Below are 12,067 nucleotides of genomic sequence, written 5' to 3'. Positions count from 1 at the left end.
AACCGGACGGCGTCCCCGGTCAGCCGCGCACGCGCCGGACGAGCGCGTCCGCGAGGTCGGCCGGGGACGGCATGGCCAGCATCGCGTCGCGGACGCCGGCGGCGCCCCGGGCGAACGACGGGTCGTCCAGGAGCCGGGAGGCCGACCGGCTGACGCTCTCCGCGGTCATCCGCCGGTGGGGGACGGTGATGCTCGCGCCCCGGGCCGCGAGCATGTCGGCGAGCATCGGATCGTCGAACCAGCTGGGGACGATGACCTGCGGCACGCCGTGCGCCAGACCGGTCAGGACGGTCCCCCATCCCCCGTGGTCGACCATGGCGGCGCAGGTGGGGGCGAGCGCGTGCAGGGGCACGTACTCGACCAGGCGCGTGTTGCCGGGGACGGCGCCGAGCTCGGCCTGTTCGCGGGCGGGCAGGGTCGCGACGACCTCCGCGTCCAGGTCCGCCAGCCCCTCCAGGAGCGAGCGGAACAGGGCCTTCCCCCCGTGGTCCTGGCTCATGAGGGTGGTGCCGAGGGTGAGGGCGACGCGGGGGCGTTCGGGTGGTGTGCGCAGCCAGTCGGGGACCACGGCCCTGCCGTTGTAGGGGACGTAGCGCATCGGCAGGTAGGTGAGGTCGTCGGGGGTGGGGACCCTGAGGGAGGCGGGGACCTGTTCGACGGTGGCCTGGCCGTGGACCAGGGTCTCGGAGTACTCGACCCCGTACCGTGCGGCGCGGGCGCCCAGCCAGGCGGCCAGGGGGTCCTCTCTCTCGACCCCGGGCCGCTCGGCCATCCGCCCCAGGAACCGCGCGCGGGTGCGGGCGAAGATGTCGGCGCCCCACAGGTAGCGCACGTGGGCGGCCCCGCACGCCTGCGCCGCGATCGCCCCGGCGAAGCTCACCGAGCCCCACACGACGAGGTCGGGCCCCCACTCCCGGCACAGCGCCACCAGGTCCTGCTCCATGGGGTCGTTCACCATCCGCCACCACCACGGGACCACCCTGCGGTAACCCTCCAGCAGGTACTCCCAGGAGACCTGGTCGTCGGGGGCGGTCACGCGCCCGAACAGCGGGGCGTCGTTCAGGGTGTCGTGCAGGTCGAAGACCTTCATGGTCCGCCAGAAGCCGTGGTCCCTGCCGACGGGGACGAAGGGCAGCCCCGTCGCCGCCACCGTCGGCCCCAGCGCGGGCTGGCTCGCCACCCTCACCTCGTGTCCCGCGGCCCGCAGAGCCCACGCCAGGGGCACCATCCCCAGGAAGTGCGGCTTCTCGGCAGCCACCGCCAACAGCACACGCAACGTCCCCGCACCTCCTCGAAGCGAATCGGAGACTAGGGGAGAGTGGGCGACGCGTCCAGCCGGGAGGAACCGCGTGGCGCCCCGGCGGGAGCTGATAGACAAGGCGCCGCGCGGAGCACGCACTCCGCGCCGTCCCGCCCCTCCGGCTCCGACGCCGGCCCGCGACCCGAGGAGAGCCCACCGTGCGCGTCGTCATGGCGTCCCTGGCGGAGAAGACGAACTTCCTGAGCCTGGTCCCCGTGGCGTGGGCGCTGCGGGCCGCCGGGCACGAGGTGAGGGTGGCGAGCCAGCCCGCGCTGGAACCCGTCGTCGGGGACACCGGCCTGCCCTTCGTCCCCGTGGGCAGGGACCACGGCTTCTGGCGGCACCTCACCGCGCGTTCCTCCTTCGACGGCCTTCGCGGAGGGGTCCCCCTCTTCTCCGCGTACGGAAGCGGGCGCGAGCGCTCCTGGGGCGAGGAGCTGGAGGACTACCGGCAGGTGGTCACCTGGTGGTGGCGGATGGTGAACGACCCCATGCTGGACGACCTGGTGGCGTTCTGCCGCGAGTGGAGGCCCGACCTCGTCGTCTGGGAGCCCATCACCTTCTCCGGGGCGATCGCGGCGCAGGCGTGCGGCGCCGCCCACGTGCGCCACCCCTGGGGTGCGGACGTCTTCGGCGCCGTGCGCGCGCGGTTCCTGGGGCGGATGGCCGAGCGGCCCGGGGCCGAGCGGGAGGACCCCCTGGCCGCCTGGCTGGGCGCCCGCGCCGCACGGTACGGGGTCGAGTACTCCGAGACCCTGGTCCACGGCCAGGCCACCGTCGAGCAGGTCCCCGCCTCCCTCAGGGTCCCCACCCCCGACGACCTCACCTACCTGCCGATGCGCTACGTCCCCTACAACGGCAGGGCCGTCGTCCCCCACTGGCTGCGCACACCCCCCGAACGCCCCCGCGTCGGACTCTGTCTCGGCACGAGCACGGCGGCGTGGCTGGGCAGGTTCGGGGTGGACGTGCCCATGGTCCTGGAGGGGCTGGCCGATCTGGACGCGGAGGTCGTCGCGACCCTGCCCGCCCGCGAACAGGCCAAGCTCACCGCCGTCCCCGACAACACCCGCCTGGTCGAGTACGTCCCCCTGCACGCACTCGCCCCCACCTGCGACGCCATGATCACCCACGGCGGTACGGGGACCGTCCTGACCGGTCTGGCGCACGGCGTACCGCAGCTGGTCTCCCCCAGGCCCACGTTCGACGAGTCGCTGCTGGCCTCGTCCGTGGCGGCCCTCGGGGCGGCCCTGGTCCTGGACGCGGACCGCGTCTCCCCCGAGGCCGTCGCCGCCGGCGTGAGCACCCTCCTGGACGACCCGCGCCACACCCGCGCCGCCCACGCCCTGCGACACGACATCACCGCCATGCCCACACCCGCCGACCTCGCACGCACCCTCACCGACCTCGCCGACCGGCGCTGACCCCGCGTGCCACCCCGGGGCGAATACCTGCGGAAATGGCGCCGGTATCACTCCGCACCCCTTCCTATGGTTCACTGACCCGGCACCGGGCGCAGCACGGGAAAGGTCTCCATGGGCAATCTCCCGGAGACGGCGGGGGAGAAGCACGATTCCGACTCGGCACGCCCCGGCGGATCTACGCAGGCACCGAGAATTTGAGGAGCACCCGTGCCCATTCTGGAAGTCAGGGGAGTGAGCAAGAGATATGGAAAGAACCAGGCGGTGGACGATGTCAGCTTCTTTATCGAGGAAGGTGAGACCTACGGCCTCCTGGGGCCGAACGGGGCGGGCAAGTCCACCACGATCGGCATGATCACCGGCATCGTGCAGCGCGACTCCGGGTCGATCACGGTCGACGGCATCGAGCACAGCGCGACGAACAGGAAAAGCAAGTCCCTGATCGGCTTCGTCCCGCAGGAGCTCGCCCTCTACCACGACCTCAGCGCGCGCGACAATCTCCGCTTCTTCGCCCGCCTCTACGGGCTGTCGAAAACCGAGGCGCGCGCCAAGACCGAAGAGGTCCTGGAAACGGTCGGTCTTTCCGACCGTGCCGGTGAGGCCGTATCCCAATTCTCAGGCGGAATGGCACGCCGTCTCAATATCGGTCTCGGCCTGCTCAACAGCCCCCGACTCCTCATTCTGGACGAGCCGACGGTCGGCGTGGACCCGCAGAGCCGAAACTCCATCCTGGAGAGCGTCCACACGCTGACCCGGGGCGGGGTCTCGGTGCTCTACACGACGCACTACATGGAAGAGGCGGAGCGCCTGTGCGACCGCGTCGGCATCATCGAGGCCGGGAAGATCCGGGCCGAGGGCACACAGCGCGAGCTGGTCTCGCAGGTCGGTGAGGACGACACGGTCCTGATCACCCTGGACGCCCCCGGTGAGAGGGTGCTGGACGTCCTGCGCGCGCTGGAGCCGATCGACGAGGTGTCCTCCGAGGGGACGCAGGTCCGGCTCCTCACCTCCAACGCCAGGGACGCCCTCCCCCTCATCCTGGACACGCTCACCAGGGCCGGCGCCGGGATCCGGTCGGTCGAGGTCCAGGAACCGGACCTCGAGGCCGTCTTCCTCAGCCTCACCGGGAAGGGACTCCGGGAGTAGCGATGTCGAACGGACCCAACACGCTCACCATGATCGCGGCCATCGTGGCCAAGGACGTACGCCAGCGGCTCCGGGACGGCAGCCTGCTGGTCTTCGGGCTCCTGCTGCCCCTCGGCGTGGCCTTCTTCTTCAACATGCTGCTCGGCGACGACACCTCCCGGCAGACGGGCTCCGAGTACGTCGTCGTCGACAGCGACGCCGGCTCCCTCGGCCAGGAGTTCGTCGACGCGGCCCTGCGGCCCCTGGCCGACGACGGGGTCCTGGAACTGACCACGGCGGAATCCGAGGACGAGGCGCGCGAACTGGTCGAGGACGGCAGCGTGGACGCCGCGTTCCTCGTCCCGGAGGACTTCACCGAGTCCCTGGAGGACGGCGACGACGCGGTGCTCACCGTCGTCGGGGACGCCGACGCCCCCGTCGCGACCCACATCGCCCGGGAGATCGGCCGCGCCTTCGCGACCGAGCACCTGCGCATCCGCCTCGCCGTCGCGTCGGGCTTCGACTCGGAGCCGAGCCCCGAGGACGCGGCCCTCCTCCTGGAGGAGGCCGAGGCCGCCGAGGCGCCTCTCGTCCTGTCCGAGGACTCTGACCTGGAGTGGCGGGAGCTGGGCAACGCCACCTACTACTCCGCCTCGATGGCGTTCTTCTTCGTCTTCTTCGCGGCGATGTTCAGCGTCACGAGCATCTTCGACGAGAAGGCCGGCGGGACCCTGGCCCGCCTGCTGGCCAGCCCGATCCCGCGCGGGGCGATCCTGATCGCCAAGCTCACCAGCGGCCTGGTCATCGGCCTCGCGAACATGGCCGTGCTTGCCGTCGCGACCTCGGTCTTCTTCGGCGCCGACTGGGGCGACCCCCTGGGAGCCGGCGCGCTGATCCTCACGGGCGTGCTGGCCGTCATCGGCCTCACCGCGGCCGTGGCGAGCTTCGCCCGGAGCTCGGAGCAGGCCGCCAACTGGCTGTCGGTCCTGGCGATGCTGCTGGGGGTGTTCGGCGGAGCGCTGTTCCCCATCTCGCAGCTCAACGGCCTGGCGATCGTCAGCTACCTGACGCCCCACCGGTGGTTCCTCCTCGGACTGGGCGAACTCTCCGCGGGAGGCCTCGACGTGGTCCTCCTTCCGTGCGCGGTGCTCCTCGCCCTCGGCCTCGTGGGCACCACCGTCGCGCTGTTTCGTATGGGACGGATGGTGAACGCATGAAGCCGCTGATCATCGGGGTCCTCAACCTCCGTCGCGTGTTCCGGGACCGGACGAACATCTTCTTCGTCCTGCTGCTCCCCTTCCTCATGGTTTTCATGATGGGCCTGATGTACGGAGAGGGTCAGCCCGTGCTCGCGGTCTCCTCCCCGTCGCAGGCAGGGCTCGGCGACCGCCTGGTCGAGGCCCTGGAGGAGGACGAGCGGATCGACGTCCTGCACATGGACGAGGGCGAGATGCGCGACCTCGTCGAGGGCGGCGACGTCCAGGCCGGGCTCGTCATCCCCGACGACTACGAGGAGCGGATCCGGAACGGCGAGCGCGCCGAGCTGGAACTCGTCACTCGCAGTGACGACCTGGCCGCTGCGGACGTGGGCATCTGGGTGCGCTCGGTCGTGACCCGGGAGTCCTCCCTCCTGAGCACCGCGCAGGTGACGGGGTCAGTCCGGGACGACGGGTTCGACGAGCGGTTGGAGAACGCCTCGGAGACCGAGGTGTCCGGCATCGAGGTGGAGGTGACGACCTCAGGGGACGCCACCTTCCCCGAGGGCCTCTCCTCCCACAGCCTCGCGGCGCCGCCCCTGCTGCTGCTCTACACCTTCATCACGGCGCTGACCACGTCCCTGGGCATCGTGCAGGCGAGACGCTCGGGGGTGCTGCGGCGCATGTACGCGTCGCCCACCTCGGCGGGGTCCATCGTGCTGGGCGAGGCCCTGGGCCGGTTCCTCATCGCCCTGACCCAGGCGCTGCTGATCCTCTTCGGATCGGCTCTGATGTTCGGCGTGGACTGGGGCGACCTGCTGGCGACCTCTGTGGTGGTCACGGCCTTCTGCCTCGTCAGCAGCGGCGCCTCGCTCCTGCTCGGCAGCCTCGCCCGGACCGAGGGAGGCGCGCTGGCCGCGGCCGTGGGGATCAGCCTCGGCGCCGGGGCGCTCGGGGGGACCATGCTCCCGCTGGAGTCGTTCGACGGGACGATGACGACGATCGCGTTCCTCACCCCGCACGCGTGGGGTTACGACGCCTTCAGCGAGCTGATCCGCAACCAGGCGACCCTCACGGACGTGCTGCCGCACATCGGCGTGCTCCTGGGGTACGCGGCGGTCCTGCTGACGCTGGGCGTCTGGCGCTTCCGCGGCGCCGTCACCGCGTAGGGGGCGGGCCCGGAACGGCGGGTTGCCGCGACCGGAGGACCGGTCGCGGCAACCCTTCTCTCCTCAGGCGGCGGTGGCGGACCCCCTGCCGAGGCCCGTCACCGCCCGGTGGGGACGACGTCAGCTGCAGCTCACGAGGCTGAGGCCGCTGTTGAGGAGGACGCCTTCCTCCAGGAGGGACTCCGACTCGAGGACCTGCAGGTCGAGAACTTCGCTCACGGCCATTTTTTCACCTTTCAGGAGAAAGGAATCCCGGCCGGGGCCCCGGAACAAACCGTGACCCTGCCGCGACTCCGTCCGACCTTTGTGGCCAGGACTGCCTCACGATAACAGCGCACTCGCCGGGAATCCGTGCCGATTTACCCGGCGGCGATTCCTCCGAGCCGCCCATTCCCCGCACGGCGCCGGTTCCGCCAATGACTCCCGCAGCCGCCGCGAGCCCGGCGGGAGCCCTCCCCTCCCCGGCGCCGGCCTGGACGGGGGACCTGCACGGCCGACGCCGCCGCGGTGTGCCGCCGGTCCCTCCGGCGCTGCTCCCCCGGCCTCCCGGACACAGGACGCCCCGGACCGCAGGGGCGGCGGACACCTGGTGAAACGGGTCTTGCCGACCCCTCCGCCCAACACGCCCCGGGGCCGCCCCGCGGGGCGGGAGGCCACCGCGGACGCCCCGCGCCGCAGCCCGGGGCGTCCGCTCCGGAAACGGGGGAGAAAGGGCGACTAAGGTACGTGGACCGAGCCCGCGTGTCCCGCTGGCGGGACACGCGGCGAGCGCCCCGCCACCCTTTGCCCCGGGTTCCGGGAATGGGTGTTCCCCGCCGCGCGCCGGGAACGCGGCCGACGCGAACCGATAAAGAGTCGAGGTAGGAGAGCGTGACAGAAAAACCCGTGGAAACGCGCAGGATCCGGTTGGACCCCACCCGGATTCTGGAAACGGAGGGCGTCGTCCGGGCCCTGGCCGAGAAGGGCGTCGGGGAATTCCCCGGAATGGAGGACCTCGTCCGTCCGCTCCCCCGCGACACGGCGGACGTCACGGAGCAGTTCTTCGCCGTCTCCCCGGCCGACGGTACCGTCCTGGGGTTCTGCTCCCTGTCCCGTCTGGACACCGAGAGGCGGTGGATCCAGGTGGACGTGGTCGTGGACGAGGGGTCGAACGCGGTCGGCATCGCCCTGGAGGCGACCGTGCTGACCGTGGACCGCGCGTTCAGGGCCTGGCCGGTGGACGAGGTGCGCTTCTGGTCCGCCGGGGACAGGGCCACCGGCCTGCGGAACCACCCGACCATGGTCATGGAGGAGAACCCTCCCGCGGCCGGCCTTCCGCGCTCCCCCGGCTTGGAGGACGCCTCGCACTTCGTCATCCAGCGCGCGCGCTGGGAACGCTACGGCGCCAAGTTCGTCCAGCGGCTCTCCCAGGCTCCGAGCAGCAACTGAGAGCGCCCGCCCCCACCACCCCAGAGAAGAGGTTCGGCACCGATGGCCGCAGTTGACCAGAGCGAGATCCTGGCACAGATCAAGGTCCAGGCGATGACCGTCCTGATGTTCACGTCGAACGAGCCCCAGTTCGACCTCCCCGAGCCCTCGCAGATGAGCGACCTGGACTCGTTCTCGATCGTGCAGCTGGTCCTGGCCCTGGAGGACGTCTACAACGTGTCCATCCTGGAGGACATGTCGGAGTTCTCCGGTGAGAGCTTCGAGGACCTGACCCAGTTCATCGCGGAGCGGATCCAGGAGCAGGCGGTGGCGCCGAAGCAGGTGTGACCGCAGCAGGGCGCGGGCGGACGGGGGTTCTCCGTCCGCCCGTCCTCCGTAGGGGGGCGCATCCCGCTCGCACGGGCGCCGGGGAGGCCACGGACACCGTCACCTGAGCCCCTGGAATCACGTGGGACCCGGCAGGAGCACCGGTTCCGTCGACGCCTCAGTTCCCCCGGCGCCGGGCCGCCAGGTCCTCCAGGACGGGCACGAGGTCGGCGGGGCTCGGCATCTCCCGGGACTTCTCCGACAGGCGCCGGGCGCCCTCGGCGAAGCGGGGCTCGTCCAGCAGCCGTCCCACCTGGCGGGTGACCTCCTTGCCCGTCAGTTCCGTGCCCTCCAGCGTCAGCCCGCCCTCCAGCTCCGTGACGTTGGCGGCGAGCAGCGACTCGTCGAACGCGTACTGGGCCATGGCGAACTCGGGGAGGATGAGCTGCGGGACGCCGTGGGCGACCGCGGTGCAGAAGGTCCCCGCTCCCCCGTGGTGGACCACGGCGGAGCAGCGGGGCATGAGGGCGTGCAGGGGGACGTGCTCCACCACGCGGACGTTGCCGGGGATGCTCCCGAGTCCGGCGGTCTGCTCCGCCGAGAGCGTGGCGACGACCTCCACGTCCAGTTCGGCGATCGCCTCCAGGAGTTCGCCCAGGGGCAGGCGGAACCGGTCGTCGAACCTCTCCGGCGTCCCGGAGCCGAGGGTCAGGCAGACCCTCCGGCGCCGTCCCGGGGCGCGCAGCCAGTCGGGCACCACCGCGGTGCCGTTGTAGGGGACGTACCTGAGGGGGATGTGGCGCGTGCCCGGGGCGGGCGGCAGCCGCAGCCCCGCGGGATAGGGGTCCAGGGTCGCCTGGCCGGAGACCAGCTCCTCCGAGAAGTCGGTTCCCACACGCTCGGCACAGCTCTGCAGCCACTCCGCGAGGGGGTCCTCGCGGTCGCCGGCGGGCAGTTCGGCCAGACGGCCCAGGAACCGGCTCCGCGTGCGGGAGAAGACGTCCAGCCCCCACAGCACCCGGGCGTGCGCGGCCCCCGACGCGCGGGCGGCGACGGGGGCCGCGAAGGTGGTCGGCTCCCACAGGACGAGGTCCGGGCGCCACCAGCGGCAGAAATCGGTCAGGTCGTCGAGCATCGGCGCGCTGACCGGGTGCCACCAGAGGCGCACGAACTCGCGGTACCCCTCCGACAGGTACTCCAGCCCCTCCGCCTCCGCGTCGCTCCTGGCCATGTCGAAGCCCGCGGTGTCCCCGAAGCCCAGGCCCTTCAGCGTGACCAGCAGCTGGTGGAACAGGTGGTCGCGGCCCACGGATACCGCGGGCAGCCCGGTGCGCGCGATGGTCGGGACCAGCGCCGGCTGGCTGGCCACCCGCACCTCGTGCCCGGCCGCCCGCAGCGCCCACGCCTGGGGGATCAGCCCCAGCAGGTGGGTCTTCTCCGCCTGGCTGACGATCAGGACGCGCATGGCTGTGGACCCCTTGGTGCGGAAGTGTCGAACGGGTGGGCGCCGCCCGCGGCTCAGGTCAGGGAGTGCAGGCAGACCAGGAGGGTTCTCGCCTCGATGTTGAGGTAGTGGCTGTGCCGCACCAGCCGCATGAGCTGGGAGGCGGTCACCCACAGGAAGTCCGGCGGTACCTCGACGGGCAGACCGGGGTCCGCCTCGACGATGCGGTACCTGGTCTGGGCGTGGTGGAAGCGGCCCCCCTCCTCCGAGAGCAGCGCGTCGTAGCGCACCCGGTGGGCCGGCGGCGAGACCGTCTCGTCGGCGAAGGGCTCGGGGCGCCCGAGCGCCGCGGCGGAGGCCGAGTACTGCACGGTGGGCGTGATCTCCACCCGGTCGAGGGTGCCGGGTTCGGCGCGGGCGCGGACCAGGAGGTGGAGGACACCGTCGATCTCGCGCACCAGGAGGGCGGCGAACCCGTTCCGGGTCGGCGCCAGCAGGGGTTGGACCCAGGAGGAGACCTCGCGGATGCGGGCCTCGACGGAGACCATGATGATCCGGAACCCGGCGCCGTCGCCGGCGGTGATCTCGTCGTCGGTCCGGCGCCAGCCCTCGGCGCCGGAGAGCGGCAGGATCTGCGACCGGTAGTCGACGACCGTCTTCTCCTCGGTGAACCAGCTGACGACCGCGGTCATCGTGTGCCGGGACTCCCCGCCGTAGGAGCGCCGGAGCGCCCGGCCGAAGCGGTCGTCCGGTTCCGGCTGTCCGTCCCGGGTCACGGGGAGGCAGGACAGCACGGTCCGGGCGTCCATGTTGACCAGGTTGTCCCGGCGCAGCGCGTCCTGGATCTGGCGCAGCGTGAACCACCGGTAGTCCTCGTGCTCGGGGACGTCCTCGTCCACCTGGACGATGATGTTCCGGTTGTGCTTGCGCCAGAACCACTCGCCCTGTTCGGACTGGAGGACGTCCACGAGCACCCGCCCGCCGCGCGGGGCGCGGAAGTACTCCACGTAGGGGGTGGGACGGCCGCCGTGGACCCCCGTGTAGTTGCTGCGCGTGGCCTGCACGGTGGGGGAGATCTGGCGGAGGTTGACGTTGCCGGGCTCGAACTTGGCCTGCATCAGGAAGTGGGGCACCCCGTCGAACTCCTTGACGAGGATGCCCAGGATGCCGATCTCCGGCTGGTCGATGACCGGCTGGTGGAAGGAGGTCCCCCCGGCGGAGACCCGCAGGCCCCGGACGGAGAAGAAGCCCCCGCTGGCGTGGACGAGGTCGCCTGTCCCCTCGGCGAAGGACCAGGGGCCGCCGCGGTCGAAGCCGACCCGCCCCACGGAGAGCATCCGGTGCCGCGGCCTGCTCTCCCACCACCGGGCCAGCTCGGCGTCGGACTCCAGGGGCGCTTCCGGGTCCGACGCCGGGAGCGGGAACCGGACCTCGTCGGCCGCGTGGGTCACAGCCTGGCCAGGGTCTTGGTCAGCGCCTCGATGATCCGCTGCTGCTCCTCGCGCGGCAGGGAGGGGTACATCGGCAGCGAGAAGATCTCGCCGGCCAGCTGCTCGGTCACCGGCAGGCTGCCCTCCTCGTAGCCGAGGTGGGAGAAGCCGGACATCGTGTGGACGGGCCAGGGGTAGCTGATGTTGAGGGCGATGTCGTGCGCCTTCATCTCCTCGATGATCCGGTCGCGCTCGGGGTGGCGGACCACGTAGAGGTAGTAGGCGTGCTCGTTGCCGGGCGCGGTCGCGGGCAGGACCAGGTCCGTGTCGGCGAGGGCCTCGTCGTAGATCCGCGCGACCTCCCTGCGGCCCGCGACGTACTCGTCCAGGCGGCCGAGCTTGCGGCGCAGGATCTCGGCGTGCACCTCGTCCAGCCTGCTGTTCTGGCCGTTGGGGGTGACGACGTAGTAGCGCTCCTGGTCCATGCCGTAGTAGCGCAGGCGCCGCAGGCTGGCGTCGACCTCGGGGTCGGAGGTGATGGTGGCGCCCGCGTGGCCGTAGGCCCCCAGGATCTTCGTGGGGTAGAAGGAGAACGCGGCGGCGTGGCCCATGGATCCGGCGACCCGCCCGTGGTGGGTGGCGCCGTGCGCCTGGGCGCAGTCCTCCAGCACGACGAGCCCGTGCTCGGCGGCGAGGGCCTCCAGCGGGGCCATGTCCACGCACTGGCCGTAGAGGTGGACCGGCAGGATGCAGCGGGTGCGCTCGGTGATGGCGGCGGCGACCTGGTCGGTCCGCATCAGGTAGGTGTCCGGGTCGATGTCGACGAAGACGGGCTTGGCGCCCACCAGGTCGATGGCCAGGACCGTGGGGGCGGCCGTGTTCGACACGGTGATCACCTCGTCGCCCGCGCCCACCCCGAGGGCGCGCAGGCCGAGGACGATCGCGTTGGTGCCGTTGTCGACGCCGGCGCAGTGCGCGACCCCGTGGTACTCGGCGAACTCCTGCTCGAAGGCGACGAGGGAGGGGCCCCAGATGAGCTTCCCCGACTTGAACACGGTGTCCACCGCGTCGAGGATGTCCTCTCTCTCCTTCTCGTACTCCTCCAGGTATCCCCAGACATAGGTCGTCATGTGTTCCTCCGTTTTCAGGTCTTCCACGGCCGAAAGAACCGGGCACCCGGGTCGTGGGCATAAGGTGTCGCCCCGCGCGTACGGCGGGCGATCCGCCGGCAGGTGCGGTGGGGAGAGGGGG

At 71.6% G+C, this 12,067-nt stretch carries 11 protein-coding genes; 6 read left to right on the top strand and 5 right to left on the bottom strand.

Annotation, left to right across the window (positions count from 1 at the left end; all coding sequences use genetic code 11):
* Nucleotides 1-19: 19 nt before the first annotated feature.
* Nucleotides 20-1,276, bottom strand: a complete 1,257-nt coding sequence (locus tag ACIRPH_RS19420; protein WP_402916226.1) for an activator-dependent family glycosyltransferase — start codon at nucleotides 1,274-1,276, stop codon at nucleotides 20-22.
* A gap of 182 nt (nucleotides 1,277-1,458) precedes the next feature.
* On the opposite strand from ACIRPH_RS19420, the gene ACIRPH_RS19415 reads away from it, so the two are divergent.
* The 4 genes from ACIRPH_RS19415 to ACIRPH_RS19400 all read left to right on the top strand — a co-directional run bounded on the left by ACIRPH_RS19415 (nucleotide 1,459) and on the right by ACIRPH_RS19400 (nucleotide 6,208).
* Entirely contained in the window at nucleotides 1,459-2,721 is a 1,263-nt protein-coding gene (locus tag ACIRPH_RS19415) for an activator-dependent family glycosyltransferase (RefSeq protein WP_402916224.1), read from the top strand.
* A 207-nt stretch (nucleotides 2,722-2,928) separates the two neighbouring features.
* The gene (locus ACIRPH_RS19410; protein WP_402916222.1) at nucleotides 2,929-3,864 is read left to right on the top strand and encodes an ATP-binding cassette domain-containing protein; all 936 of its coding nucleotides are present in this window, start codon (nucleotides 2,929-2,931) and stop codon (nucleotides 3,862-3,864) included.
* A gap of 2 nt (nucleotides 3,865-3,866) precedes the next feature.
* The gene (locus ACIRPH_RS19405) at nucleotides 3,867-5,060 is read left to right on the top strand and encodes an ABC transporter permease subunit (RefSeq protein ID WP_402916220.1); all 1,194 of its coding nucleotides are present in this window, start codon (nucleotides 3,867-3,869) and stop codon (nucleotides 5,058-5,060) included.
* Nucleotides 5,057-6,208, top strand: a complete 1,152-nt coding sequence (locus ACIRPH_RS19400; protein WP_402916218.1) for an ABC transporter permease — start codon at nucleotides 5,057-5,059, stop codon at nucleotides 6,206-6,208. The genes ACIRPH_RS19405 and ACIRPH_RS19400 overlap by 4 nt, the downstream gene beginning before the upstream one ends.
* Nucleotides 6,209-6,328: 120 nt before the next feature.
* Here the strand turns inward: ACIRPH_RS19400 and ACIRPH_RS19395 are convergent, their stop codons facing one another.
* Nucleotides 6,329-6,433, bottom strand: coding sequence for a SapB/AmfS family lantipeptide (locus tag ACIRPH_RS19395; protein ID WP_267947205.1), 105 nt, complete (start codon nucleotides 6,431-6,433; stop codon nucleotides 6,329-6,331).
* A gap of 645 nt (nucleotides 6,434-7,078) precedes the next feature.
* Between ACIRPH_RS19395 and ACIRPH_RS19390 the strand changes: the two genes are divergently transcribed.
* Together ACIRPH_RS19390 and ACIRPH_RS19385 are read left to right on the top strand one after the other, a co-directional pair.
* Nucleotides 7,079-7,636 carry a GNAT family N-acetyltransferase gene (locus tag ACIRPH_RS19390; protein ID WP_402916215.1) on the top strand — a complete coding sequence of 186 codons (558 nt, stop codon included), beginning with the start codon at nucleotides 7,079-7,081 and terminating at the stop codon, nucleotides 7,634-7,636.
* 42 nt (nucleotides 7,637-7,678) lie between these two features.
* Nucleotides 7,679-7,963: a hypothetical protein gene (locus ACIRPH_RS19385; RefSeq protein ID WP_330095388.1), complete on the top strand. Its 285-nt coding sequence runs from the start codon at nucleotides 7,679-7,681 to the stop codon at nucleotides 7,961-7,963.
* Between the two features lie 157 nt (nucleotides 7,964-8,120).
* Here the strand turns inward: ACIRPH_RS19385 and ACIRPH_RS19380 are convergent, their stop codons facing one another.
* Genes ACIRPH_RS19380 through ACIRPH_RS19370 form a run of 3 tightly spaced genes read right to left on the bottom strand, consistent with a single transcriptional unit; the run spans nucleotide 8,121 to nucleotide 11,946 of the window.
* Complete coding sequence (locus tag ACIRPH_RS19380) at nucleotides 8,121-9,407, bottom strand: activator-dependent family glycosyltransferase (protein ID WP_402916212.1); 1,287 nt, start codon at nucleotides 9,405-9,407, stop codon at nucleotides 8,121-8,123.
* Nucleotides 9,408-9,460: 53 nt separating this feature from the next.
* A complete protein-coding gene (locus ACIRPH_RS19375) occupies nucleotides 9,461-10,837 on the bottom strand; it encodes an NDP-hexose 2,3-dehydratase family protein (RefSeq protein ID WP_402916210.1) in 1,377 nt (458 codons plus the stop codon).
* Complete coding sequence (locus ACIRPH_RS19370) at nucleotides 10,834-11,946, bottom strand: DegT/DnrJ/EryC1/StrS family aminotransferase (protein ID WP_402916208.1); 1,113 nt, start codon at nucleotides 11,944-11,946, stop codon at nucleotides 10,834-10,836. Before ACIRPH_RS19370 ends, ACIRPH_RS19375 begins: the two co-directional genes overlap by 4 nt.
* Between the last annotated feature and the right edge of the window lie 121 nt (nucleotides 11,947-12,067).

Origin of the sequence: Nocardiopsis sp. NPDC101807 (assembly GCF_044766605.1) — a bacterium.
GTDB classification, from domain to species: domain Bacteria; phylum Actinomycetota; class Actinomycetes; order Streptosporangiales; family Streptosporangiaceae; genus Nocardiopsis; species Nocardiopsis tropica.
Note: the sequence above shows the minus strand (reverse complement) of the source record. Positions and strands in the feature narration are given on the sequence as shown.